Here is a 25823-nt window from a genome sequence, read left to right as displayed (position 1 = left end):
TTGTATATGTTAGAATAATGGCATTTACGATAGCGAAGGAGATGCACATTCGGTTATGATTCCAATATCATTACATCCTGATTTACAGAAAGACGTTCCCACTTTTAAAATCGGTTGTATTCAGTACGAAGCAATCGTCATCGATTCCCCGCCCAAGGAATTGAACGGGCGTATCGAATTGTTCCAAAAGACTGTAGAACTGGATTTATCTGATCAACCTATCACCTATTATGAAGGCGTTAAGGAGTGGAGACAAGTATTTAAACAAATCGGCACCGATCCAACACGCTATCGCCCATCCCATGAGGCGCTTTTTCGACGCTTAAAGCAGGGGAAAGGGCTCCCCTCATCAGATTCATCGGCAATCGTGCTGAATAACTTCTTTTCCCTTTATTATCAAATGCCCATCGGCTTGTATGACCTGGAAGAGTTGCAGGAGCCTATTGAAGTTCGGAAAGGGGAAGCGACGGATGAGTACGAAGGATTGAACGGAAGGATCAACCATATGAAAGACAAAATAACGAATGTTGATCCTAATGGCGCCTTCGGGAGTCCGATGGTTGACAGCAAACGCAGCGCTGTCTCTTCAAACACGAAACACATTTTACAATTGCTCTATTTACGACCGTCATTATCCGAGGCTGACGCCCGCGCCCTCACAGATAACATCGGTCAAATGTTCCAACAAGTACACAGCGGGCATGTTAAAACGGCCGTGCTAACCAAGCAACGACCGAGGGTTCATTGATCACTTTTTCAGTTCGCGAGCAGCAGCATATGCTCCATATGCCACCCCCAACACACCTAATAACAGTATGGCTAACAGTATAATCATATACATGGATTAACCCCCCTTTGTGTTATTTTCACACAAATAGAAGGGGTTATTCATTTAACATTTATCGAGTGGGAACCGGAATCTTTCCTATGAAAAAGACACCTCATGAAGAGGTGCCGCCGTTTCCTATGTATGGTGGCGATGGTGGGAATCGAACCCACACTTCCTTAGAAACGCGATTTTGAGTCGCGCGCGTCTGCCAATTCCGCCACATCGCCTTGTATTGTGGTGACCGACAAGTAATAATATAGCATGTTTAAGGGCATTTATGCAAGCCATTTTTCATATTTTTTCATCGGTTTTATTTTACTCCGGTTGAACCAAACCCACCTGTACCACGTACGGTTTCATCGAGTACATCGACCTCTGAAAAAACCGCTCTCGGTACCTCTTGTAAAACACCCTGAGCAATACGATCATGTTTTTGAATGATATAGGTCCCTTTAAGATAAGTGGCTTCCCTTTCTTCTTTTTCCCCTTGAATGGATAGAATGATGTTTTCCTCATCTGTGCTCGTTTCCGACGTGTTATCAAGCAGGACAGCTACCTCTCCTCTATAATCGGCATCAATGGTTCCCGGTGCATTGGAGAGTCGTAATTTTGTCTTCTTTGACATCCCGCTCCGAGGGCGAATTTGCATTTCATAGCCATTTGGGATAGCAAAAGCCAGCCCGATTTTTACTTTTTTAGATTCACCCGGGGCAATAATCACTTCTTCATCCGCATACAAATCAAACCCGGAGGCACTATCACTGCCGTATGAAGGGAGCTTTGCATCTGCTGTCAGTTTTTTCACCTGAACATTCACTTCCAAGATTAAGCCCCTTTCTATGTGAGTAAGAAGTTAAAACGATCACCTGCAATGCCGCGGTGATCGCATTATATCAAAACGTTCATGTATTCATATGGTGCCGAGGGCCGGACTTGAACCGGCACGGTCGTATAACCGACCGCAGGATTTTAAGTCCTGTGTGTCTGCCAATTCCACCACCCCGGCACATGGAGGCGGCACCCGGATTTGAACCGGGGCGTAGAGGTTTTGCAGACCCCTGCCTTACCACTTGGCTATGCCGCCATAAATTTGGAGCGGAAGACGAGAATTTAACTCGTGACCCCACCTTGACAAGAAACTATCTATCACTAAATGGCTCAAGTATTGGCTGGGCCAGCTGGATTCGAACCAGCGCATCTCAGGACCAAAACCTGATGCCTTACCGCTTGGCTATGGCCCAATATAATGGGGCGGTTGATGGGACTCGAACCCACGAGTGCCGGAGCCACAATCCGGTGCGTTAACCACTTCGCCACAACCGCCATCAGCGATTATGAATGGCAGGGGTAGTAGGAATCGAACCCACATCGAAGGTTTTGGAGACCTCTGTTTTGCCATTAAACTATACCCCTTAATGGTGGAGGAGGACGGATTCGAACCGCCGAACTCGGAGAGAGCGGATTTACAGTCCGCCGCGTTTGGCCAACTTCGCTACTCCTCCAGTTTAGATGTTAGAGAATAGATGTTGGAAGTTTGAAAACATCCAAATTCCATCGTCTTATTTCTAACTTCTAGAATGGTGCCGGCCAGAGGAATTGAACCCCCAACCTACTGATTACAAGTCAGTTGCTCTGCCAATTGAGCTAGACCGGCACACAAATGGTGGCTCGAGACGGAATCGAACCGCCGACACGTAGATTTTCAGTCTACTGCTCTACCGACTGAGCTATCGAGCCAATATATAAATGGCGGGCCTGACGGGATTTGAACCCGCGATCTCCTGCGTGACAGGCAGGCATGTTGACCACTACACCACAGGCCCGGTTATTCACTAAATGGATTGAAACGTTACTATGTAATAAAAAAATCTTGATTTGTAGTTCCTAGACAATATTGTTTTAAACAATATTGGTTGCACTCCAAAGTACACATGACGTTTGCTTGCTTCGCAGAGAAATCGAGGTAGTTACGCAAACTATTATGGTTGCACTCCAAAGTGCTCCTGATGAACCTTTGCTTTGTAGCTTATTCAACGTAGTTACAGGTTCTTAAATTGGTTGCGGGGGAAGGATTCGAACCTTCGGCCTCCGGGTTATGAGCCCGACGAGCTACCTGACTGCTCCACCCCGCGATATAAAAAATCATGGTGACCCGTGCGGGATTCGAACCCGCGTTACCGCCGTGAAAGGGCGGTGTCTTAACCCCTTGACCAACGGGCCGTATCTGATGCCGAAATATCGGAATTCGGATGACAGTGTGCTAAATTTCTGATCTCTGACTTCTATAGTCTGGAATGGCGGAGAGCGAGGGATTCGAACCCTCGAGACGGGGTTGCCGCCTACACGATTTCCAATCGTGCTCCTTCGGCCACTCGGACAGCTCTCCATAATGGCTCCACAGGCCGGATTCGAACCAGCGACCCATCGGTTAACAGCCGATTGCTCTACCACTGAGCTACTGTGGAATGTCTTGTTGGCCGAACGGACAACACTAGTTTAGTACATTTCTCAATAACTTTCAAGGATTTTTTTAACTTTGGATAGACATTCTCCCAAAACTGAATAACGCTTTCGTTTGACCACTACCGGGGGACCCATGTGTGGATAAACCGTTTGACCGATTAGTATCTGTCAGCTCCACGTGTCGCCACGCTTCCACACCAGACCTATCTACCTTATCGTCTTTAAGGGGTCTCGCGGGAAATCTCATCTTGAGGTCGGCTTCGTGCTTAGATGCTTTCAGCACTTATCCGATCCACACGTAGCTACCCAGCCATGCTCCTGGCGGAACAACTGGTACACCAGCGGTGTGTCCATCCCGGTCCTCTCGTACTAAGGACAGCTCCTCTCAAATTTCCTGCGCCCGCGACGGATAGGGACCGAACTGTCTCACGACGTTCTGAACCCAGCTCGCGTACCGCTTTAATGGGCGAACAGCCCAACCCTTGGGACCGACTTCAGCCCCAGGATGCGATGAGCCGACATCGAGGTGCCAAACCTCCCCGTCGATGTGGACTCTTGGGGGAGATTAGCCTGTTATCCCCAGGGTAGCTTTTATCCGTTGAGCGACGGCCCTTCCATGCGGTGCCGCCGGATCACTAAGCCCGACTTTCGTCCCTGCTCGACCTGTATGTCTCGCAGTCAAGCTCCCTTCTGCCTTTGCACGCTACGAATGATTTCCAACCATTCTGAGGGAACCTTGGGGCGCCTCCGTTACCTTTTAGGAGGCGACCGCCCCAGTCAAACTGCCCACCAGACACTGTCCCTGAACCGGGTCACGGCTCGAGGTTAGGATTTTCATATCGCAAGGGCAGTATCCCACCAGCGCCTCCTCCGAAGCTAGCGCTCCGGATTCCTTGGCTCCTGCCTATCCTGTACAAGCAATATCAAAACCCAATATCAAGCTACAGTAAAGCTCCATGGGGTCTTTCCGTCCAGTCGCGGGGGACCTGCATCTTCACAGGTCATATAATTTCACCGGGTCTCTCGTTGAGACAGTGCCCAAGTCGTTGCACCTTTCGTGCGGGTCGGAACTTACCCGACAAGGAATTTCGCTACCTTAGGACCGTTATAGTTACGGCCGCCGTTTACTGGGGCTTCAATTCGGACCTTCGCCCTTTTGGGGCTAAGCCCTCCTCTTAACCTTCCAGCACCGGGCAGGTGTCAGCCCCTATACTTCGTCTTTCGACTTCGCAGAGACCTGTGTTTTTGGTAAACAGTCGCTTGGGCCTTGTCACTGCGGCTCCCGCAGGCTTGCACCCGCAAGAGCACCCCTTCTCCCGAAGTTACGGGGTCATTTTGCCGAGTTCCTTAACGAGAGTTCTCCCGCGCGTCTTAGAATTCTCATCCCACCTACCTGTGTCGGTTTGCGGTACGGGCACCGATGACCTTCCTAGAGGCTTTTCTCGGCAGCGGAGGATCAGGGACTTCGGTACTCATTTTCCCTCGCGGTCACGCCTCAGCCTTCTCGTTGGGCGGATTTGCCTGCCCAACAGCCTCGGACGCTTCGACGCGCTTTTCCATAAGCGCGCTCTCCCTACCTTTCTGCGTCCCCCCTTCGGTCCAACAGCCATCGGTGGTACTGGAATTTCCACCAGTTATCCATCGCCTACGCCTTTCGGCCTCAGCTTAGGCCCCGACTAACCCTGAGCGGACGAGCCTTCCTCAGGAAACCTTAGGTTTTCGACGGAAGGGATTCTCACCCTTCTTTTCGCTACTCATACCGGCATTCTCACTTCTGTACGCTCCAGCCGTCCTCTCGGTCGACCTTCTCTGCCTACAGAACGCTCCCCTACCACCCGACACTACGTGTCGGGTCCACGGCTTCGGTGATGGGTTTAGCCCCGGTACATTTTCGGCGCAGCGTCACTCGACCAGTGAGCTATTACGCACTCTTTCAATGATGGCTGCTTCTAAGCCAACATCCTGGTTGTCTAAGCAACGCCACATCCTTTCCCACTTAACCCATACTTGGGGACCTTAGCCGGTGGTCCGGGTTGTTTCCCTCTTGACGACGGATCTTAGCACTCGCCGTCTGACTCCCGGAGAACAAGTCGCTGGCATTCGGAGTTTGACTGAACTCGGTAATCCTGTAGGGACCCCTCATCCAATCCGTGCTCTACCTCCAGGACTCTTTCCTCCGAGGCTAGCCCTAAAGCTATTTCGGGGAGAACCAGCTATCTCCGTGTTCGATTGGCATTTCACCCCTACCCACCCCTCATCCCCGTAATTTTCAACTTACGTGGGTTCGGGCCTCCAGTCGGTGTTACCCGACCTTCACCCTGGACATGGGTAGATCACACGGTTTCGGGTCGACGTCGACGTACTCACTCGCCCACTTCAGACTCGCTTTCGCTGCGGCTCCGTCTCTTCAACTTAACCTTGCACGTCATCGTCACTCGCCGGTTCATTCTACAAAAGGCACGCCATCACCCATGAACGGGCTCTGACCACCTGTAGGCACACGGTTTCAGGTTCTCTTTCACTCCCCTCCCGGGGTGCTTTTCACCTTTCCCTCACGGTACTGGTTCACTATCGGTCACTAGGGCGTATTTAGCCTTGGGAGATGGTCCTCCCGGATTCCGACGGGATTTCTCGTGTCCCGCCGTACTCAGGATCCACGCCGGAGAGGACAGTGTTTCGCGTACAGGGCTCTTACCTTCTGCGACGGACCGTTCCAAGTCGCTTCCGCTACACCGTCCCTTTATCACTCCATATGGCGTGTCCTACAACCCCAAGCGGCAAGCCGCTTGGTTTGGGCTACCTTCCGTTTCGCTCGCCGCTACTCAGGAAATCGCGTTTGCTTTCTCTTCCTCCGGCTACTAAGATGTTTCAGTTCGCCGGGTTTGCCTTCATCTGCTTAATCTGTTGGGCAGATGATCTTCTCCCATGACGGAGAAGGGGTTCCCCCATTCGGACATCTCCGGATCCACGCATACTTACAGCTCCCCGAAGCATATCGGTGTTCGTCCCGTCCTTCATCGGCGCCTAGTGCCAAGGCATCCACCGTGCGCCCTTCCTTGTTTAACCACATTAGGAATGGGTCTTTCTAAGAAACGCTCGTTTCTTGTTGACACCCGGTGTGTGTCGTTTCAAACTTACTCGCGTTATTCAGTTTTCAAAGAACGTCTTGTTTGAGCAGTTGCCCGCTCAAAACTGAATGAAAGCCGAAGCGCTTGCCTCCGGCCCTTCGCTTGGAAGGGCCGATAAGCTCCTTAGAAAGGAGGTGATCCATCCCCACCTTCCGGTAGGGATACCTTGTTACGACTTCACCCCAATCACCAGCCCCACCTTCGGCGGCTGCGTCCCATCAGGGTTCGCTCACCGACTTCGGGTGTTGCCGGCTCTCGTGGTGTGACGGGCGGTGTGTACAAGGCCCGGGAACGTATTCACCGCGGCATGCTGATCCGCGATTACTAGCGATTCCAGCTTCATGCAGGCGGGTTGCAGCCTGCAATCCGAACTGAGAACGGCTTTTGCGGGGATTCGCTCCACCTCGCGGCTTCGCTGCCCGTTGTACCGTCCATTGTAGCACGTGTGTCGCCCAGGCCATAAGGGGCATGATGATTTGACGTCATCCCCGCCTTCCTCCGGTTTGTCACCGGCAGTCAATGTCGAGTGCCCAACTTAATGCTGGCAACGACATTCAAGGGTTGCGCTCGTTACGGGACTTAACCCAACATCTCACGACACGAGCTGACGACAACCATGCACCACCTGTCACTCTGCCCCAAAGGGGAAACCTTGTCTCCAAGGCGATCAGAGGATGTCAAGGCCTGGTAAGGTCCTTCGCGTTGCTTCGAATTAAACCACATGCTCCACCGCTTGTGCGGGCCCCCGTCAATTCCTTTGAGTTTCAACCTTGCGGTCGTACTCCCCAGGCGGAGTGCTTATTGCGTTTGCTTCGGCACTACGGGTATCGAAACCCCTAACACCTAGCACTCATCGTTTACGGCGTGGACTACCAAGGTATCTAATCTTGTTCGCTCCCCACGCTTTCGCACCTCAGCGTCAGTCACAGACCAGAGAGTCGCCTTCGCCACTGGTGTTCCTCCACATCTCTACGCATTTCACCGCTACACGTGGAATTCCACTCTCCTCTTCTGTACTCAAGTGCGACAGTTTCCAATGCCATTCCGGCGTTGAGCGCCGGCCTTTCACATCAGACTTGCCGTACCGCCTGCGTGCCCTTTACGCCCAATAATTCCGGACAACGCTTGCCCCCTACGTATTACCGCGGCTGCTGGCACGTAGTTAGCCGGGGCTTTCTGGTGAGGTACCGGCAAACTCCCGGCATTTCCTCCAAGAGCTGTTCTTCCCTCACAACAGAGCTTTACGATCCGAAAACCTTCCTCACTCACGCGGCGTTGCACCGTCAGGCTTGCGCCCATTGCGGATGATTCCCTACTGCTGCCTCCCGCAGGAGTCTGGGCCGTGTCTCAGTCCCAGTGTGGCCGATCACCCTCTCAGGTCGGCAACGCATCGTCGCCTTGGTAGGCTCTTACCCCACCAACAAGCTAATGCGCCGCGGGCCCCTCTTCGAGCGACGGCCATCGACCGTCTTTCTCCCCTCTCGCAGGCGCGAAAGAGGACGTATGCGGTATTAGCACCGGTTTCCCGGTGTTATCCCGCACTCCAAGGCAGGTTGCCCACGTGTTACTCACCCGTCCGCCGCTGGCCTCCGGAGGTGCAAGCACCTCCGGAGGCCCGCTCGACTTGCATGTATTAGGCACGCCGCCAGCGTTCGTCCTGAGCCAGGATCAAACTCTCCATAAAAAGTTCCGCTTCGCACACGGGGGGTGCGCGTCGCGCTGACTCTTGCTTTAATATATTCGTTCGCTTGGCTTTCATTCAGTTTTCAAAGGGCAAATGATGATGTCGCTGTTTAAAGCGACCCATTTATAATAACAAATGAACTTTATCGCGTCAATACTTAAAATAACCTTTCCCGTTAACGCGATTCCTAAGATATCATGTGGGGTTGATGGCGTCAACTGTTTTTTAAATTTCTCTTTTTTATTTTAAAGCCGTCCGGACATACGGCTTTTGGTTAGAAGGGATTTTTGTCGTTTGGCTTCTTATGTTTCAAAACAATGAACACGCCTAGATTCCTTTTCATCACTACATATACAGCAATGGTTTAACGATGACAAGTTGTGATACAATGACGGACAAGACCCAAACATGTGGGATCGAAAGCAAGGAGGTACCACCGTGGCAAAAATCAACCGGATTCGTACATTTGCGATGGCTTTAATATTCATCGGAATATTTATCATGTATATTGCCATCTTTGTATTTAGCGATAGTCCTATTCTTATGAGCATCGCGATGATTATCGGTTTTTTATCCGTGATATCCAGCTCGCTCGTTTATTTGTGGATCGGAATGAAATCTACGCAAACCTTGCAAGTGATATGCCCCAATTGTGAAAAGCAAACGAAAATACTGGGCCGAGTCGACGCCTGCATGCATTGTGATGAACCGCTGACGCTTGATCCGAAACTGGAAGGAAAAGAGTTGGACGCACGTTATAATCGTAAAAACTTCCAACAATAAAGAATACCAATGTTAGATAAACTAGGCTTTCGTCAACGACGACGAAAGCCTACATTGTTTCTTCTCCCATTATTCATACGTTCTGCCCCCAATAAAAAAGCCCTGCATCACCGATCGATGCGGGACCTTTTTATGAACGAACCGGCTCTTTGCTGTGGCACGATGGACATTTCCCATATATCTCCATACGATGAGAATCCACTTGGAAATTAGTGACATGCTCCGCTAACGTTTCGACTTCATCCAAGACAGGGTAATGAAAATCAACGATCTTGCCGCAGTCTTTACATATAATGTGGTAATGGGTATCCGTCGCCGCATCGAAACGGCTGGATGAATCGCCATATGTCAATTCATTAACAATCCCGACTTCCTTAAATACCCGGAGGTTATTATATACCGTCGCTACGCTCATATTCGGAAACTTTTCCTCAAGCGCTTTATAAATTTCATCCGCAGTGGGATGACTCATGGTTTCAAACATAAATTCTAAAATCGCATGACGTTGCGGCGTCATTCGAACTTTAGCTGCTTTCAACATTTCAACCGCTTTTTGAAGATTTTCATTCTCCATCGTCGTCATGCCCCCCTCTTTCAAAACAATTATCCCATTATCATATACAACTTAAATTTTACGAAATACGGTGTTGGTTGTCAACGAAAAGGGCCTTTTACTTTCCTTATGATTTATTATATAAGGACAACCAGTCCTCTCCTTCAGAAGTATTTAACATAATGGACGTATAGCGATATTGAGGGCGCCCTTCTAATTTCTTTTTCTTCTCTAATTGAAGACACGCATCCTGCATCGATTTTTTCAGTTGCTCGATGTCACGTTCATTACAACCGATTAAAAACGTTGTATTGCCTTTGCGGCGAAACCCTCCACTACTCGCTAATTCGGTAATGCGAAAACCCTCGTTTTGCAACCTGCTTTCCATATGATCCCGATAGACATCATTGACAATACATACGAATAATTTCATCAGCCCCATCTCCCCGCAAAGGTAATCATCGTTAAGAGCTATAAAAAAAAGAAAGCCTTCACCAATTCAGTGGTAACCCCTATATTATTCGATTTTCGATATTTTGATCCCCTACTATAGTATAGCAAATATCTCCGCTTCATAACCTTTCGAAACATCGACATTTGTAGGGAGACACTTCGGGAACAACATAAAATGTCGTTCTTTTTCCGCTACGTCCCACTTTTTTCTGTCAGATAAGCACGGACTTCGTCGACATGTCCGTTTACACGAACGTTTCGCCATTCCTTTATGACGGTTCCGTCCGAGTCAATCACAAATGTGGAGCGAACAATCCCCCTGGATTCTTTCCCAAAGTTCTTTTTCAACTGCCATACCCCGTATTTATTTGCCGCATCTTGGTCCGGATCGGATAACAACAAGAACGGGAGTTCATGTTTTTCTGCAAATTTTTCATGTTTATCTACCGGATCTGGACTAACGCCAAGAACGACCACGTCTTCTGCTTGTAGATCGGGTAACGCATCCCGAAAATCACACGCTTGTGTCGTACAGCCCGGAGTCATGTCTTTTGGATAAAAGTACAATACAACCGTCTTCCCTTGAAAGTCGCTTAATGTTACTTCAGCGTCGTTGTTGGCTTGCAATGTAAAATCAGGGGCTTGCTTCTCTGTCAGATCCATTTGGCCCATCTCCTTCTTCGTGTTTTTCCGTCCCTAATTTCATTATGCCTGCTTCCCCCATGCTTTGTCTAATCATTGTCTGGTAAAATAGGTCAAGAGCATGTGATCGTTAAAATCGGAGTTGGAGGTATTAACAATGAACACTCAGCACTCAAAAGAACTATTTAAAGAAGCCGAATCACATATCGTTGGCGGAGTGAACAGTCCTTCCCGCGCCTTCAAAGGCGTTTGCGGGGGCACTCCCGTATTTATGGAAAAAGGAGAAGGCGCGTACTTATATGATGTGGACGGAAACGCCTACATTGATTATATTGGCGGTTATGGGCCAATCATTACCGGGCATGCCCACCCGCATATTACGAAGGCGATTACGGAAGCGGCTCAAATCGGCGTTTTGCTTGGCACTCCCACTGCTTTGGAAAACCAGTTTGCTAAAAAATTAAAAGAAGCCGTCCCTTCCCTCGAAAAAGTTCGTTTCGTCAATTCCGGCACGGAAGCCGTGATGACGACAGTACGGATCGCGCGTGCCTACACCGGCCGGGATAAAATCGTTAAATTTGCCGGAAGCTATCACGGACATTCCGACCCGGTTCTCGTCGCTGCCGGATCGGGCCCTGCCACGTTAGGGTCTCCGGACTCGGCGGGTGTTACAAGCAATACGGCGAAAGAAGTTATTACGGTTCCTTTTAATGACGTTGAACGCTACCGAGAAGCACTCGAAACTTTCGGCGATGACATTGCCGCTGTCCTCGTGGAACCAATTGTCGGCAATTTTGGTATTGTAGAACCAGAACCTGGCTTTCTCGAAAAAGTGAACGAAATGACGCATGATGTCGGAGCGCTCGTCATTTATGATGAGGTGATTTCAGCCTTTCGCTTTCACTACGGGGCAGCCCAAGATATTCTCGGAGTTTACCCTGATTTAACGGCGATGGGGAAAATTATTGGCGGTGGGTTACCGATCGGCGCTTACGGAGGGAACGTAAACATTATGGAAGAGATAGCACCGTTGGGACCGGCCTATCAAGCAGGAACAATGGCAGGAAATCCCGCTTCCATGAGCGCAGGCATCGCTTGCCTCGAAGTATTAGAGGACAAGCTATTATATGATAAACTGGAAACACTGGGGAAAAAACTTGAAGACGGATTGCAAAAAATTGCAGCAAACGCTCAAGTACCCATACAAATCAACCGTAAAATAGGCGCGCTTACCTTGTTCTTTACCTCCCAACCCGTGAAAAACTATGACGATGCAGATGCCACAAACGGTACGCATTTTTCGACATTTTTTCATTCCATGTTGGAACAAGGCATTCACCTAGCTCCTTCCAAATTCGAAGCCTGGTTTTTAACGAGCGCGCATACGGAAAAAGATATTACCACGACCCTCGAAGCGGCTGAAACCGCCTTTCAAGCAATTAACAAATCCTGATGAGAAGGGATGACACTTATGCATGAGGACGATCAGAAAGAATATTTGGAGGAACCGTTGCGCTTATTCCGAAAAAAAGTGATGCCAAAATTACCTCCGAATATCCAAAAGCGTGTCTCCGGCGAGCTGGAACGGCTCGAAGAACTGTTTGTAGATTCGCGCCCCCCTCGTTTTGCCGTCGTGGGGAGGCGCGGCGCAGGCAAATCGACACTTGTGAATGCCATCTTCCAAGCGCCGGTAGCTGAGATCGGCGCCGTTACCGCGAAAACCGAACGGGGGGCTTGGCATACGTACAAAAATAACACCCAAAAAGCCGTCATGGAAGTGCTGGATACACGGGGGTTCGGGGAAGGGGATGAAACACACTTTCACCAGACGGAAGAAGACACTTGGCAGGAAGCCCTTTCCTCCCGTTATCCCGATGCCATTTTATTTCTTGTGAAAGCAAAAGAGATAGACGCCCGTGTTAATGAAGATATTGAGCAGTTAAAAAAACTTCGGGACATCATTAAAAAGAAACATGATTACCTGCCTCCGGTGATAGGGATTGTCACACAAGTAGACGAGCTTGACCCTGTTTATGATACTGACCCTCCCTTTGAAGAAGAAAAAGTCGCCAACATCGGGCGAGCGAGCGACCATATGGAGCGCATGTTAAAGGAGCATTTGCCTGAAGTTGCCGGTATCCTTCCGGTTTGTGCTTATATCGCGTTTAAGAACGGGGAAATAGTCTATGACCGACGTTGGAGAATTGATGAACTGATCGATTTTTTGCTCGAGCAGCTGCCGGGGAGCACGTGGATGCAGTGGGCACGCATTACACAGGCGAAAACGATTCAAATCCGCATCGCCAAAACGATTGGTAAAAGTGCTTCCGCGATTACCGGCGGCGTTGGCGCTCAGCCGATTCCACTAGCAGACTTGCCGGTCATTACCGGTATACAAACGTCCATGATTGCCGGCATTGCTTACGTATCGGGAAGGAAATTGGACCGAAAATCAATGGCTGAGTTTTTGGGTGCGATGGGCGCCAATGTCGGCACCGCTTTCGCCTTTCGACAGTTGGCTCGGTCACTGAGTAAAATGACGTTTCCGGTCGCCGGCCATGCCATCTCCGGCACATTGGCGGCAACAGCTACGTGGGGATTATGTCGAGCTGCCATTCTTTACTTCATCGAAAAGCGTCCGGCCCATGAAGCAAAAGAAGCCTATAACAACCAATCAAAGCCACCGGCGGATGTATTCGAAGAAAGGTGAAACACTTTCTCACGTCCCACTTCCAGTATGAAAGGAGCGCCGCTATTTTATGAAATTTGGCGCCCGTATTTTTAAAACGGGAATTGCTGTTATACTCGCCCTGTATGCTGCACATTTACTCGGGCTGGAGCCTGCTTTTTTCGCAGGGCTAACGGCGGGGCTAACGATCCAACCGTCTATTTACCGAACGTATCAAAGAATTCTCCATCAAGTTCAAGCAAATTTGATCGGGGCTGCTTTGGCAGTAATTTTCGGAATCGCCTTTGGTCACGAGCCTTTCGTGATCGGTGTTGTAGTCATGCTTGCGATCTCCATCATCTTAAGGATCGGCCTAGACTCCTCCACGATACCGGTTACACTTGTGACGATCGTGATCATCATGGGGCAAAGTCCTAGTGGGCAAAGCCCGGATGAGGGATACGCCCTGTTTGCCCTATCCCGCTTTTCTCTGATCATGCTCGGTGTCTTTTCAGCTTTTCTCGTGAACTTGTTTTTCTTACCGCCGAAATATGAAAACAAACTGTACGATGAGATTTTCGCCACGACTGAAAACGCTGCCCGCTGGATCCGATTAATCACACGTCAGGATACAAATATCCAAGCCAGGCGTGAAGACTTGGAAGAGGCAAAGGATAAATTGGTCGAGTTGGATCAACTTTATTTATTTTATAAAGAAGAAAGGAGTTACTTCAAAAAATATAAATTCGCAAAAGCAAGGCGCATTGTCCTTTTTCGGGAGATGTTATCGGTCACAAAGCAACTTCTCCATGTCCTCAGTTCCTTTGATGAACGGGAGAACGATTTTTATCACCTTCCCGAACATATGCAACGGCTCGTCCAACAACAATTGGACCACCTTACAAATTACCACGGACGAATTATGGCACGTTATTCAGGGAAGGTAACGACGCAAATGACAGATTTCATGAGTGAAGAAGTGGATGAAGGCAATGAGTCGTTAACCGATTCTTTTATGAATTCATATGATCATAAGGAACTTAGCCGAGAAGAGTGGCTGAACCTGCTTCCGCTAATCGCCTACATTGTCGAATACAATTCGCAGTTGGACCATTTGGATCGGTTGGTGGAAAGCTTTTTCACCTACCATCAGGAAGATGAAAATTGAGATCGGCAAGCACCATTTAACGATAAGGGAAAACTTCCATCAAAGGGGTTTTTCTCCCCTTCTGATGGAAATAAAATCGCCGCCTCTTTCGTTCGCCATTCGAAGCCATTGTTTTCTTTCGGAAAAAGGGACCTACAATTAAGCCGATAGAGGGTTGCAAATTATGGGAACGCTGGAAAAACTACAAACATTTATCACATTAATCGCTGTTGGTGTAGGGTTGGTGCTGGGACAACTCCCGGTTATCGAGCAATATGCAGCGTTTTTCATTCCCCCGTTTCTTTTGCTGGATGCTGTATGGCATCTTTCTAACAACCCCTCTCCGCCAAATAAAAAGCGCTTTTCGGGACCTTACGTTTTTAGGCACAAACACGATCGTTAACGTTATCTGGACGCCACTGCTGGCATGGGGATTGGGCGCTGTTTTCCTTGCCGACTTGCTGATCACCCGGCGCTATGGATTGGTTTCATTATGTTGATGGTGACTCCCGGCACGGACTGATTTTTGGTCTTCACAGGGATCGCGAAGGGAAATGTTCCGTTATCAACCTCCGTTCTCCCGGTTAACCTTGTTCTGCAATTAATCCTTCTCCCCGTGTATTTGTTCGAACACGTAATCCCCGTGGGAAACAGAAAAATGGGAGCCATCCGATAAAGGACGCTCCCATTCCGTCTTGCAGCTTTACTGATTGTTGTTATTTTGTTGGTTTTCTTCGTTGTTTTGCTGGTTATTTTGTTGATTTTGTCTCTGGTTATTTTGCTGGTTCTGGTTTTGCTGGTTCTGGTTTTGCTGGTTCTGGTTTTGCTGGTTCTGGTTTTGTTGATTGTTCTGCTGTTGGTTTTGGCGCTGTTGATTTTGGTTTTGGTTTTGGTTTGCCATTTCTAATCACCTCCACGTCCATTAACATGCCCAGAGGTAAAAAGAATATACAAAATTTTTCACGTTAAAAGGGAAATTCCGCCATCTACGATAATCGTTTGTCCACGAATCATAGATGCTTGGTCAGACAACAAAAATTGAACTGCATCCACGAGATCGGAACGTTCCACGAGCCGTCCGGTCGGGGTTTTCACACGGGATTCTTCCAATAATTCATCTCGATTCGGGAAGTGTGCCAACGCATCGGTGTCCACCACTCCTCCGGAAACCGCATTCACACGTATGTTTTTCCCCGCCAATTCAACCGCTAAATAGCGAGTAAGTGATTCCAGTGCTGCTTTGGAGACACCGACGGCAGAATAATGCTCCAAGACACGAATAGAGCCTATGGATGTGAGACTGACAATCCGCCCGTCCCCGTTCTTTTCCATAAGCGGAACCGCCTTTTGGGCACAAAAAAGCAAAGCTTTTGCATTGATATTCATCGTCCAGTCCCAATGGTTTTCCTCGAGTTCCATTGCCGGGCGCAAAACACCGGAGGCAGCGTTATTCACAAATACATCCAATCGGCCGAATTCCTCTTCAATCGTCGCAAACATTTCATCGATTTTTTCCTTTTTGCTTACGTTTGCCTTCACGATAAGCGCTTTAGAACCGTGCTCTTCTACCTGCCTGGCGGTTTCTTCTGCCCCTTTTTTGCTGCGAGCGTAATGGATAACCACGTCATATCCCTCTTGCGCGAGTCGGATCGCCGTGTCTTTTCCAATTCCGCGGCTCGAACCTGTAACAAGCGCGACTTTGTTTGTATTCTCCATCCTGCATCCCTCTCTTTCCGACAACCATTGTATCATTAATCGCTGAAAAAAAGGGATTATACCAATGCCCATACGGGAAAATGGAGTGGTAAATGAAAGGAGTGATGCAACCATGGAACGAATGAAATACTATATCACCTTAGATCAAGCGATGACCGGAATTTCCGAAGTGAAAACAGAAGATAATAAAATCCAATATGAAATTAGGGTGACCGAAAGGGAGAAAGAGCACATTCAACAATTATTGGAAAGAATTAATGCAGAGGATGTGGAGCCGCAAGAAATTATTGGTCGGCCTTTCAATGAAGATGCCGCGGATCGCGATAAAGAACAAATGGGAGACGACATGCAAAAGCTTTATGGTTATCTATATGATTACGGGACCGAGCAAACACGATCCTTCCTCGAGCAGCTCCGAGACCATTGAATGGTGAAATGCAAACGTGGAGATTCCTTGACATTTTTTTCAATCTATAATCCCCCTTGTATGTTCACATAATAGGAAACGCGGGACGGGAACCTTTTGTATCCTCCTCCCGCTCATTTCCAACGATACAGGGGGTTCTCATCAATGCCGAAACGTACGTACTATGTCAACTTAAATCCAACGAGCATGGAGGATATTACGACATCAAAAATCGATGACCATGAGCTTATTGAGTATGAAATTGAGGCAACGGAAGAACAAATCACCGATTTGCAACAGCTGTTGCTTGATGTACAAACGCACGACATGGAACTTGCCGATTTATTTTCCTTCCGGCATTTTGATGAAAATTTCACGACAGCCGACAGTGAACGGTTTCAGCACGGCATCAATCAAGTGTATAGAACGATTTATGAGCTTGGCACGCAAGAAACAAAAGAAAAGATGGACAGCATGGATCAATCCCCACTCTCAAACGATGAATGAAGGGCATGAACCTATAATTGCTGCTCCCAAATTTTTTGATGGGAGACGGAGAACGCCAATTGCTTTGCTTTTGTTTTCGTTAACCACTTTCCGTTTAGGGTCAGTGTGTGAGCATGAGCTGTAGTACGAAAGACGTGAATGTCCCAGATAAGGTGGCTAAAAACATGATCGAACCGTTGCTCCGTTGCCTCCAGTACGACATCCACATGATGCGTCTCTTTTAAATAATTGCTCATCGCTTCATGTAGCAGCGCAGGCGATGCCTCTACCATCGGAAATTGCCACATCCCGGCAAGCAACCCTTTGTCCGGGCGTTGTTCAACGAGAATTTCTCCATTTTTATTTTCTATAACCGCTGCCGCCATTGTCTGCCGTTGTTGCTTCTTCTTTTTAGCTTTCACCGGCAACTCTCGGGTCATGCCCCGCTGATAAGCACGACAAGTATTATTTACCGGGCAAGCGGTACAATCAGGATTTTTTGGTGTGCAAACCAATGCTCCCAGTTCCATCAAGGCTTGGTTAAAATCCGCGGGAGAAGTGCCGACCATAAGCGCGCGCACATCTTGTTCTACCTGTTTACGCGTGCGTTGTTTTCCAATATCATCGCCAATTAACAACACACGCGCGAGCACACGCATAACGTTCCCATCAACCGCCGGCTCTTCAAGATCATAGGCAATGCTCATCACTGCCCCTTTTGTATAGGGGCCGACCCCTTTTAGGGAGGCAAAATCTTCGGGGCTTTTCGGAATTTCACCACCATAATGGTGAACGACTTCTTTTACGGCTGATTGTAGGTTACGGGCGCGTGAATAATAGCCCAGCCCCTCCCACGCTTTCATTACTTGTTCTTCTTCTGCCTCGGCTAAAACTTCGGGGGTCGGGAATTTGTTCATAAAATTTTCAAAGTAAGGCTTCACAGTGTCGACCTTTGTTTGCTGCAACATAATTTCTGACACCCAAATTCGGTAGGGGTCTTTATTTTCCCTCCATGGCAAAGGGCGTTTATTTTTTTCATACCATTTTAATATCTTTCGGCAGAATTCCCCGATTGGGAACGTTTCCAAACGGTTTGAATAGCTTGTCATTCCTATCAATTCCTTTACTATACAATCATCGCTGATCGATCATGAAATGCCCAACAGTTGATTTCTTCGAGAGGTTTGTGCACCCAATTTCCCAACGCTCCGAAACTCGGGTGTTCCCTGGATCTTCGAAGGTTTTTTATTCGCTCGTACGTTTCGATCGAGGGAACCGTAAACAATTCCACGTATAACCCCGGTTGCTCCAAAGCCTCAAACCAACGAAAATTTGCCGCGCCCATTTCGGTTAATTCACTCACCATCTCTTTTATCCATGTTTGATACGCGCTCTCTTTTCCTTCCAATATTTTGTATTCCATAAAAACTTGAATCGTGTGTCGTTTCATGTATGGGGCTCCTCGCTTTCGGGTATATATAGGCAAAAGCACGTTTACTGTAGTAGATATATCTGCTATCCTGATTGATATGATCAACTAGACAATTTCTAAAGGAGGAGAATACCGGGTATGGACACTGCCTCCCACGTGGTTATGGGTGTCGGCATCGCCGGCCTTGCCACCCTGGACCCGGTGATTGCCGAAAACCCTGCAACCATGCAAGCCGTTGCAATCGGAGCTATCATTGGATCACAAGCACCAGATTTCGACACGGTGCTAAAAATGAAGAATAATGCATCCTATATTACAAACCATAGAGGAGCCACCCACTCAATTCCTGCCGTTCTCCTTTGGTCCATCGTTATTTCCGTCGTCATCTATTTGTTTTTGCCGGCCGCGAGTTTGTTTCATTTATGGATATGGACATTCCTCGCTGTCGCCATTCACGTGTTTGTAGATATTTTCAACGCTTACGGCACAAAAGCACTGGCACCGATTAAAAATAAATGGATTGCTATTGGTTCGATTAATATATTTGATCCGTTTATGTTCATCTTGCACATCGCCGGCATGCTATTGTGGTTGGCAGGCATGGACCCCGGATACACGTTCTTGTCCATCTACATGATCCTTGCGGTCTACTATGTATGGAGAATGAAAGTTCGTAACGGCGTGATCCGACATGCTCGCCGCCTCCACCCGCACGCGACCCATATTTTCATTTCTCCCACGTACCGGTGGTCCGAGTTTCACCTCGTCATTCGTACACAAGATTATCTTCATGTCGCCACCTGGAAAAAGAAATCCATTCACTATTTGGAAAGCTATTTATTTGAACCAATCCCAAATGACCCAATTATTGAGGCCGCCCTTGAAGATCAGAATTTATCGGCATTTCTCTCCTTTTCCCCTACCTATCGTTGGGGAATTGAAGAGTATCCATTCGGTTACGACGTTATCTTTACCGACTTGCGGTATCGATCTGCCGGATATTATCCGTTTGTATCGGTCGTCCGACTCAATCGAGATCTAACGATCACCGGGTCGTACACCGGTTGGATTTATGACTTGGAAAAGTTGGAGTACAAACTTCAAACATCAAGAAGGTCCAAAAAGAAAAAAAGAGCACGGCTACTGAATGCGACGTGAACGATGTTTATCGTTCACGTCTTATTTTTACCTAAGAGGGCGATGGGAATGGCAGACAACGATGCATCTCCGTCCCTGTACCCCCATGCAAAAACGCCATTCATATAAGAGATGACAAAATAGCTTCTGTCAGCATCAGGCTCGCTCTCTATCGTATACGTTTCCCCGGGAGTAAAATCATCCGGGTTTAACAAATACGACTCCGCGATCACCTTTTTCCGTTCATGAACCGCAAATTCACTGACCATTCCTTTTTGCTCCGCCTTTTTCGCCAATTCATTTAATCGTGCAACCTCTGCAGTCAGCGCTTGATTCGTCATTTGCCCGTAACGTTGATTCACCTTGTTTTTACCTTCTTTCTTCGTTTAGCGTTTCAAGGTATTCATCAATCATCGCCAATGAAAACCCTTTTTTATAAAGTTGTTCTTTCAGTTTCTGTCTTACTTTCCCTTGCTCATATCGTCTCTTTAGTTTATTCGCTGCTTTTTCCGCCTGCAAGTGCAACGCTTGCCATTCGTCGTTCGCATCCTGGCTAAAATCGTGCGCTTCGAACGCAGCAGCAATGGTCGACTGCTGAAAACCTTTGCGCAACAATGCATCGGTCAACTTTTTCTTTTTCATGGCCTGGCTATCCTTGGTAGTTGTTTTCTCTTTTTTTTCAATAACTTTTAATATAACATCGATTTGTTTTTGTTCATCATATTCTTCCAGCGCTTCCGTAATAGCGGGATCACCAACGCCTTTCTCATGCAAGTATCGGCGTATGCTCCCCGGTCCTTTATCCGAGGTGGTCATCATGGTACGCATATACGTATGGGCATATTCTTTATCATTGATATAAGCGCGGTCCTTCATTCGTTGAATAACTGTCTCGATATGATCGCCAGGAACCTCATCATCCTGAAGTTTTTCGCGCACTTCCGCTTCCGTGCGCATCCGTTTTGCCAAAAAATACAGGGCTTTTTTGTTCGCCTTCTCTACGCTGTCCTCTTGCATGATTTCATCCAGTTCGGCAGTCGTGATTTCTTTGTCCTTCGCCAATGCCCAACGCACCAGAAGACTTTCATGGACGCCACACGCAAAACGTTCCCCGTTCTCATCCGCGACATATAAATTATATCGTTCTGCATTTTGTTTTTGTGTTGTAATCCTTGAAATTTTTATATGATCACCTACTTGTTTTTCCATCGAACGAATAGGGAAAAGCATAATACAACAATCACTGTAATGAAGGAGTGACCCCCATGCATGTCGTGATCACCGGAGGAACAGGCCTTGTCGGGAAAGCACTTACGGAAAAACTGCGTTCCCTCGACCACTCTGTCTCCATTCTAACAAGAAATGTGCAAAACAAACAGAATGAAAACAACTTGCATTATATTGAATGGCTATCGGATAACAAACCGGAGCAGGAACTGAAAAATGTGGATGCGATCGTGAATTTGGCAGGCGCTTCCATAAGCAGCAGATGGACGAAAAAGCACAAAGCACGTATAAAAAACAGCAGAATTCAAGCGACGAGGGAATGCATCCGTTTGATGGAAAACTTGCCCGACGGGCCTCCAAATGTATTCGTAAGTGCGTCAGCCATGGGTTACTATGGCATCTCGGAAACAGAAGCATTCACCGAAGACAGTGCACCGGCAAATCAAAATTTTTTACAGGAGGTAAGCGAAAGATGGGAACAAGAAGCGAAACCTGCGGAAGAACTGGGGGTTCGAACGGTATATGGGAGGTTCGGTTTAATTCTTGATCCTAGCGAAGGAGCACTTCCGAAAATGATATTGCCTTATAAACTCGGCGCCGGTGGTCCAATCGGAAATGGAAAACAATGGTATTCCTGGGTCCACCGTGATGATGTGGCCGCCTTTATCATTCATGCACAAGAACAGGCCCACGTCGAGGGCGTTTACAACGTCACAGCTCCAAATCCTGAACGAATGCGTGATTTCGGCAAAAAAATCGCCACGACGTTGAATCGCCCCCATTGGCTTCCTACTCCGGCATTTGCGGTGCGAACAGCACTTGGGGAGATGAGTGCGCTCGTTGTTAATGGCCAGAAGGTGATCCCGGCGCGCACGCAGGAATCAGGGTTTCGATTTCATTATGAAAAGGCGGAAGAGGCGTTAGCTGACCTATTCGGCAAAGACGAATCGTCCTAACGAAAGAAAGCGCACAACCTGTACATCAACCAGCTTGTGCGCTTTTAAAATTCAATACAATTTCCCATGCTTATATAAAAGCGTAATCAACCTCATAACGGCAAGTTTATAGCATAGCATTCTTGATGTTTCATAGTTCTCGGAATAAAAATAATGGTCATAGACGCGGCGGCATACGTCTGTCATTTTCTCGGACATTTCCGTAATAACGTCTTCCTTCGTATACGGTTTCGGTACGTTTGACTGCATCCACTCCAGATAAGAGACGTGGACACCGCCTGCATTAGCCAAAATATCCGGAATAACCATAATTCCGTTGCTTTCAAAATATTCATCGGCTTTCTTGGTAATGGGCGCGTTCGCCCCTTCCAAAAGGATCTTCGCCGACACGTCTTTCATATTTTCTTCCGTAATCTGGTCTTCAACTGCAGCTAGTATGAGCAGATCGCATTCGCTCGTAAGCACGGCCGACGGAGACTCAATATATGCTTGAACATTCGCTTCCATTAATTCTTCCTCTGAATGCGGCAACCGCCGGTGCTGCTCGCTATATGAAAACAACCTTTCTATGTCCAAGCCTTTTTCGTTATGAAGGGTGACATCTTCATCTGATACGGCAACCACGATATGTTCATCTTCACACTTTATTGCTTCCTTTGCCGCGATACTTCCAACATTGCCAAACCCTTGAACCGCCACTTTCGTTGGTTGATCGCTTTGGGCTAACGTTTCGAGATTTTTCCAGCTCTTTGGCCTTGTCGCTTTCGCTTTATCGGCCTGTTTAAACCATTTATCCATCAAATAATAATAACTTAAAAATGCACCGATGCCCGTGGCTTCCCTGCGGCCGTCCACGCCCCCGTTCACCGCGCTTTTTCCGGTAAAGGCATTTACATAAGATTCTCCGGGCGTAATCGTTTTATATTCCCCAACCATCCAATCGATCACTTTTTCATTGGTGCCCAAGTCCGGAGCGGGGATGTCATTGGTTGGACCGAGATCAGGCTTTAAGCGTTGGACGTATTTCTTACTTACCAAATTAAGTTCTCGAGACGATAAATTTTTCGGATCGACATACACCCCTCCTTTGGCTCCACCGAAAGGAAGTTCATGCAGAGCATTTTTGATCGTCATCAAAATCGCGAGATTTTCCACTTCTTCTTCATTTACAGCCGAGCTAAAACGTATCCCACCTTTATAAAAACCACTAATATTATTGTGTTGAACGCGGTAGGCCGGGATCCTTTCGATCGTTCCATTGTCTCGCGAAACACGGATATAACTTTTTATGATTTTATCCGTCGTTTTTATAATCTCGGCCGCGGAATCAAAGACTTCTCCCTTCTCATTGCCCGTAAATTCATCACGAAACGATTCCTTTTTTAACGTATCGACAACATCCTTAATTAATTTCCGGGTTTCGTCTCGACTCATATTTTCATCACGCTCCTTCATTCCTCACTAAAATGTCACACCAAAGGTCACACTCTTCCATTCCCATATATACATGAGATAAACCCCTATCCATACCTAACATCAAAGAATCATAAGCAAGACCGTAATTGTCGGAATGCTGATTAAGGTGGTCACGAGTGTAGTACTCGAAACTAGCCTCGGCTGGGCATTAAATTGTACCGAAAAGATAACGATATTGGCTGCCGTAGGCATGGCAGCTGTTAAAATGAGCACTTTGGCAAGCAATGGCTCGATGGGAAGAATTATCGTAATGCCAAAAGCAATCAGCGGAGAAATCAACAGGCGAAGCACAGCATTATAATTGATTGTTTTCCATTCAAATCCACGTAACGGAATTTGCGCCAATTGCATGCCGAGTATAATCATGACAGTCGGAATTGTTGCCACACCGACAATTTCGGTTACGCCTGTAATGGCAGCAGGCATTGCAGGCAAAAATTGCGCCAGTAAGGCTACTGCCAACGCCCAAGTCGCCGGCATCGTCAAGACCACCTTTAAAGCCTGGATCATTGTCCCCCTGCCCTTGGAGGCAAAATAAACACCGAAACTGTTCATGAGCACTGATTGAATGACCATAAGGGAAACGGCATAAGCAAAGCCCTCTTCTCCAAAAGCAAATAGTACGATCGGGGCTCCGTAATTTCCTGCGTTCATAAAAGCGGTGGAAAGGATCATCCCGGTTTCCGTCTCCGGAGAGAGCTTAAAGAGAAAAGAAACCAGCTTATTTAAAAAGATAAGAATAAATAAAAGCAAAATGGCAAAGAGCAACATGTACGCATATTGCACGTCGAGTGTCGCATGATAAATCGTATCAAAAACCAGGCAAGGCGTCATGACGAAGATGGCGACCGTCGAAATAGGCTTGATGTCCACAGATTTCCATTTTTGAAGTAAAAATCCGAGTGCGAACACGAGCACAACCGGAAGAACGACCTCGAAAAATATTTGCAACCTTCTTCTCCTCTCCAAGTGCATGATTCCAGCAAGTATTTCCCCAACGATCGTGTTGAAGATTTGGGAAGGGCTTATGTAACGTTAGGCTGAGCGCCGGAAAAGATTACTTCACCAGAACATCATAAAGTGTCGCATTGAATAAGTGTACCAGTTCTGCTTTCCGATTGTTAGAATAAAATCTTCATGCAGAGGTTGTTCGATAAGTTCGGGGAAAATAGGAACTTTTGCTAAGTCCCGATCACCCTATGGTGAATGACGAAGTCAGCCCCTTCTGTAAAAGCGCCTCACCTTACTGAAAGGCGGCTAAGTTCGCCATCTCCAGAATGGAGTTAAGAAGTCATCGATTTCCGGCCAAGACGTTTTGCGAAAGCTCTGTCTTTACAGACGAGCATTTATTTAGGCCACTCTCTCCGCAAAGTAGGACTAATATCCCGGACCCCTCTTTATTTGGCGCCACTACTACAGGTGACCATTGATTTCCGCCGTCTGCACTAGGATGCATCGCTTCCTTGTATCCAGAGTATAAGAAAATCTAAGCTTTCGCCACTTTGGCGATAAGATACGGACATTTTGCGTGGCGCGAGCACATATTTTGGTCGTATTATCGCTTCATACGAACATTTTCCGTAGATCGAACACATTTTCTGGCCGTACGTTTGCTGCGGGTATGTGCATCAATTGAACAAATAGCACAATTCCAATGGCGCTGTTCCTCTTGTTTAATGTATTCGAACAAAAGTGCACTTTGCTTGATCCCCCTTCTTTTTTTATTAAACCGTTCTGCTACATTCGCGTAAACGCGACGGGGGTGAGTGGCCACAAACCTCCCCGATGGTCTTTCTCCTTCGTACAGACACTTCTTTGCAGGACTGAACTGCCAAATACATTAGTAATCCCTTCTACACCTTGCGCAAATAACGCCAACACTTTCTTAGGTGCTTAAATCGCACTTAATCACATTTAAAGCGATTTGAATTATTTTTCAGGCGTGCTATTATAATATCCATGGCCCGGTTGGCCTCTATACGTAGCTTAATTTTCTCTTAAAAAAGTGGTTTGAATATTCCACATGAAGGGAATTGGAAGTAAGTGCGTAAATATTTATAAGGTGTGATAGGATGAGTGCAACTCCAACGTTGCAAAAAGAATCTTTGACTTTTGACAAACCGACTGTACAAGACGGAAGCAAAATGTGGGAACTTGCCAAGAAACTTGGTCTAGATCTTAATTCTTCGTATAAGTATTTAATGATGAGCGAATACTTTTCCGAAACTTGTGTAGTCGTCAAGGAAAAAGGAGAACTAGTTGGTTTCATTACTGCGTTCATCCTACCTGAAAAAGACGACACCGTATTTGTGTGGCAAGTGGGTGTAGATAGTTCACAACGCGGGAAAGGGTTGGCTTCTCGCATGCTTAATGAATTGCTTGAGCGCAATGCTTGCCAGGAGATTAAATACCTTGAAGCAACCGTCACCCCGTCGAACGACGCTTCGCAAAAACTGTTCCGGCGACTCGCCCGCACCAACGAAACCGCCTGTCATGTGTCGGAATGTTTCTCCGAAGATTTGTTCCCGGGGGATAACCACGAAGCAGAACTCTCTTTTAAAATTGGTCCAATCTTTCGGTAGGTCCAAAGCCGGCAAGCCCTGTTAGCGTATTTAAATGAAGGGAGACGTTATCACC

At 47.4% G+C, this 25823-nt stretch carries 22 protein-coding genes, 14 tRNA genes, 2 rRNA genes and 1 pseudogene; 11 read left to right on the top strand and 28 right to left on the bottom strand.

Going from position 1 to position 25823, the window contains the following annotated elements:
• The first annotated feature begins 55 nt into the window (after positions 1-55).
• Positions 56-748, top strand: coding sequence for a B3/B4 domain-containing protein (locus DT065_RS17890; protein ID WP_114375678.1), 693 nt, complete (start codon positions 56-58; stop codon positions 746-748).
• 223 nt (positions 749-971) lie between these two features.
• On the opposite strand, the gene DT065_RS17885 is transcribed toward DT065_RS17890, so the two are convergent.
• The 17 genes from DT065_RS17885 to DT065_RS17805 form a co-directional block, all read right to left on the bottom strand.
• Positions 972-1056: transfer RNA gene (locus DT065_RS17885), tRNA-Leu, on the bottom strand.
• An 83-nt stretch (positions 1057-1139) separates the two neighbouring features.
• Positions 1140-1646 (bottom strand): dUTP diphosphatase, encoded by a 507-nt coding sequence (locus DT065_RS17880; RefSeq protein ID WP_114376425.1) that lies wholly within the window; start codon positions 1644-1646, stop codon positions 1140-1142.
• A gap of 98 nt (positions 1647-1744) precedes the next feature.
• Positions 1745-1835: transfer RNA gene (locus DT065_RS17875), tRNA-Leu, on the bottom strand.
• Positions 1836-1838: 3 nt separating this feature from the next.
• Positions 1839-1913, bottom strand: a tRNA-Cys gene (locus DT065_RS17870).
• Positions 1914-1995: 82 nt separating this feature from the next.
• Positions 1996-2070, bottom strand: a tRNA-Gln gene (locus tag DT065_RS17865).
• A 6-nt stretch (positions 2071-2076) separates the two neighbouring features.
• Positions 2077-2152 (bottom strand) — tRNA-His (locus DT065_RS17860).
• A gap of 16 nt (positions 2153-2168) precedes the next feature.
• Positions 2169-2242: transfer RNA gene (locus DT065_RS17855), tRNA-Trp, on the bottom strand.
• A 3-nt stretch (positions 2243-2245) separates the two neighbouring features.
• Positions 2246-2331: transfer RNA gene (locus DT065_RS17850), tRNA-Tyr, on the bottom strand.
• Positions 2332-2407: 76 nt separating this feature from the next.
• Positions 2408-2483: transfer RNA gene (locus tag DT065_RS17845), tRNA-Thr, on the bottom strand.
• Between the two features lie 7 nt (positions 2484-2490).
• Positions 2491-2566, bottom strand: a tRNA-Phe gene (locus tag DT065_RS17840).
• Positions 2567-2576: 10 nt separating this feature from the next.
• Positions 2577-2652: transfer RNA gene (locus DT065_RS17835), tRNA-Asp, on the bottom strand.
• Positions 2653-2884: 232 nt separating this feature from the next.
• A tRNA-Met gene (locus tag DT065_RS17830) sits at positions 2885-2961 on the bottom strand.
• Between the two features lie 13 nt (positions 2962-2974).
• A tRNA-Glu gene (locus DT065_RS17825) sits at positions 2975-3049 on the bottom strand.
• 75 nt (positions 3050-3124) lie between these two features.
• Positions 3125-3215, bottom strand: a tRNA-Ser gene (locus tag DT065_RS17820).
• 4 nt (positions 3216-3219) lie between these two features.
• A tRNA-Asn gene (locus tag DT065_RS17815) sits at positions 3220-3294 on the bottom strand.
• A gap of 135 nt (positions 3295-3429) precedes the next feature.
• Positions 3430-6358 (bottom strand): 23S ribosomal RNA (locus DT065_RS17810).
• 189 nt (positions 6359-6547) lie between these two features.
• A 16S ribosomal RNA gene (locus DT065_RS17805) occupies positions 6548-8104 on the bottom strand.
• Together the 16S and 23S rRNA genes with 13 tRNA genes alongside form the textbook arrangement of a ribosomal RNA operon.
• 438 nt (positions 8105-8542) lie before the next feature.
• Between DT065_RS17805 and DT065_RS17800 the strand changes: the two genes are divergently transcribed.
• Complete coding sequence (locus DT065_RS17800) at positions 8543-8887, top strand: DUF2614 family zinc ribbon-containing protein (RefSeq protein ID WP_227002661.1); 345 nt, start codon at positions 8543-8545, stop codon at positions 8885-8887.
• Positions 8888-9017: 130 nt separating this feature from the next.
• Here DT065_RS17800 and perR read toward each other — a convergent pair whose 3' ends face one another.
• From perR to bcp, 3 genes are all read right to left on the bottom strand, one after another.
• Positions 9018-9461, bottom strand: a complete 444-nt coding sequence (gene perR, locus DT065_RS17795; RefSeq protein WP_114376423.1) for a peroxide-responsive transcriptional repressor PerR — start codon at positions 9459-9461, stop codon at positions 9018-9020.
• A 106-nt stretch (positions 9462-9567) separates the two neighbouring features.
• Positions 9568-9873 (bottom strand): cyclic-di-AMP receptor, encoded by a 306-nt coding sequence (locus DT065_RS17790; RefSeq protein WP_114375674.1) that lies wholly within the window; start codon positions 9871-9873, stop codon positions 9568-9570.
• A gap of 212 nt (positions 9874-10085) precedes the next feature.
• Entirely contained in the window at positions 10086-10556 is a 471-nt protein-coding gene (bcp, locus tag DT065_RS17785) for a thioredoxin-dependent thiol peroxidase (protein ID WP_160112641.1), read from the bottom strand.
• Between the two features lie 136 nt (positions 10557-10692).
• Here bcp and DT065_RS17780 point away from each other — a divergent pair, with 136 nt between their 5' ends.
• The 4 genes and pseudogenes from DT065_RS17780 to DT065_RS19445 form a co-directional block, all read left to right on the top strand.
• Positions 10693-11988: a glutamate-1-semialdehyde 2,1-aminomutase gene (locus DT065_RS17780; RefSeq protein ID WP_114375671.1), complete on the top strand. Its 1296-nt coding sequence runs from the start codon at positions 10693-10695 to the stop codon at positions 11986-11988.
• An 18-nt stretch (positions 11989-12006) separates the two neighbouring features.
• Positions 12007-13245, top strand: a complete 1239-nt coding sequence (locus DT065_RS17775) for a GTPase family protein (protein ID WP_160112640.1) — start codon at positions 12007-12009, stop codon at positions 13243-13245.
• Positions 13246-13294: 49 nt separating this feature from the next.
• On the top strand, positions 13295-14371 hold the full coding sequence (locus tag DT065_RS17770) for an FUSC family protein (protein WP_114375667.1): 1077 nt from the start codon (positions 13295-13297) through the stop codon (positions 14369-14371).
• Positions 14372-14534: 163 nt separating this feature from the next.
• A pseudogene (locus DT065_RS19445) lies at positions 14535-14978 on the top strand (arsenic resistance protein); the annotation flags it as partial.
• A 75-nt stretch (positions 14979-15053) separates the two neighbouring features.
• Here the strand turns inward: DT065_RS19445 and DT065_RS17760 are convergent.
• Both DT065_RS17760 and fabL read right to left on the bottom strand, forming a co-directional pair.
• Entirely contained in the window at positions 15054-15251 is a 198-nt protein-coding gene (locus DT065_RS17760) for a hypothetical protein (RefSeq protein WP_114375665.1), read from the bottom strand.
• 59 nt (positions 15252-15310) lie between these two features.
• Positions 15311-16066, bottom strand: a complete 756-nt coding sequence (fabL, locus tag DT065_RS17755; RefSeq protein WP_114375663.1) for an enoyl-[acyl-carrier-protein] reductase FabL — start codon at positions 16064-16066, stop codon at positions 15311-15313.
• 112 nt (positions 16067-16178) lie between these two features.
• On the opposite strand from fabL, the gene DT065_RS17750 reads away from it, so the two are divergent.
• Positions 16179-16493, top strand: a complete 315-nt coding sequence (locus tag DT065_RS17750) for a hypothetical protein (RefSeq protein WP_114375661.1) — start codon at positions 16179-16181, stop codon at positions 16491-16493.
• Positions 16494-16637: 144 nt separating this feature from the next.
• A complete protein-coding gene (locus tag DT065_RS17745) occupies positions 16638-16979 on the top strand; it encodes a hypothetical protein (protein ID WP_114375659.1) in 342 nt (113 codons plus the stop codon).
• A gap of 11 nt (positions 16980-16990) precedes the next feature.
• Here DT065_RS17745 and mutY read toward each other — a convergent pair whose 3' ends face one another.
• Both mutY and DT065_RS17735 read right to left on the bottom strand, forming a co-directional pair.
• A complete protein-coding gene (mutY, locus tag DT065_RS17740; RefSeq protein ID WP_114375657.1) occupies positions 16991-18067 on the bottom strand; it encodes an A/G-specific adenine glycosylase in 1077 nt (358 codons plus the stop codon).
• Positions 18068-18084: 17 nt separating this feature from the next.
• Complete coding sequence (locus DT065_RS17735) at positions 18085-18408, bottom strand: MFS transporter (RefSeq protein WP_114375655.1); 324 nt, start codon at positions 18406-18408, stop codon at positions 18085-18087.
• A 120-nt stretch (positions 18409-18528) separates the two neighbouring features.
• Between DT065_RS17735 and DT065_RS17730 the strand changes: the two genes are divergently transcribed.
• Positions 18529-19548, top strand: coding sequence for a metal-dependent hydrolase (locus tag DT065_RS17730; RefSeq protein ID WP_114375653.1), 1020 nt, complete (start codon positions 18529-18531; stop codon positions 19546-19548).
• 14 nt (positions 19549-19562) lie between these two features.
• Here the strand turns inward: DT065_RS17730 and DT065_RS17725 are convergent, their stop codons facing one another.
• The gene (locus DT065_RS17725) at positions 19563-19868 is read right to left on the bottom strand and encodes a YfhH family protein (RefSeq protein WP_114376422.1); all 306 of its coding nucleotides are present in this window, start codon (positions 19866-19868) and stop codon (positions 19563-19565) included.
• A gap of 28 nt (positions 19869-19896) precedes the next feature.
• On the bottom strand, positions 19897-20757 hold the full coding sequence (gene recX, locus DT065_RS17720; protein ID WP_114375651.1) for a recombination regulator RecX: 861 nt from the start codon (positions 20755-20757) through the stop codon (positions 19897-19899).
• A gap of 35 nt (positions 20758-20792) precedes the next feature.
• Here recX and DT065_RS17715 point away from each other — a divergent pair, with 35 nt between their 5' ends.
• Positions 20793-21710: a TIGR01777 family oxidoreductase gene (locus DT065_RS17715; RefSeq protein ID WP_114375650.1), complete on the top strand. Its 918-nt coding sequence runs from the start codon at positions 20793-20795 to the stop codon at positions 21708-21710.
• A gap of 51 nt (positions 21711-21761) precedes the next feature.
• Here the strand turns inward: DT065_RS17715 and DT065_RS17710 are convergent, their stop codons facing one another.
• Positions 21762-23144, bottom strand: coding sequence for a Glu/Leu/Phe/Val family dehydrogenase (locus DT065_RS17710; RefSeq protein WP_114375648.1), 1383 nt, complete (start codon positions 23142-23144; stop codon positions 21762-21764).
• A 102-nt stretch (positions 23145-23246) separates the two neighbouring features.
• Positions 23247-24137 carry an AEC family transporter gene (locus DT065_RS17705; protein WP_114375646.1) on the bottom strand — a complete coding sequence of 297 codons (891 nt, stop codon included), beginning with the start codon at positions 24135-24137 and terminating at the stop codon, positions 23247-23249.
• Between the two features lie 1121 nt (positions 24138-25258).
• Between DT065_RS17705 and ectA the strand changes: the two genes are divergently transcribed.
• Positions 25259-25768: a diaminobutyrate acetyltransferase gene (gene ectA, locus DT065_RS17700; RefSeq protein ID WP_114375644.1), complete on the top strand. Its 510-nt coding sequence runs from the start codon at positions 25259-25261 to the stop codon at positions 25766-25768.
• The last annotated feature ends 55 nt before the right edge of the window (positions 25769-25823 follow it).

It is taken from the genome of Salicibibacter kimchii (genome assembly GCF_003336365.1).
In the GTDB taxonomy this organism is placed as follows: domain Bacteria; phylum Bacillota; class Bacilli; order Bacillales; family Marinococcaceae; genus Salicibibacter; species Salicibibacter kimchii.
Note: the sequence above shows the minus strand (reverse complement) of the source record. Positions and strands in the feature narration are given on the sequence as shown.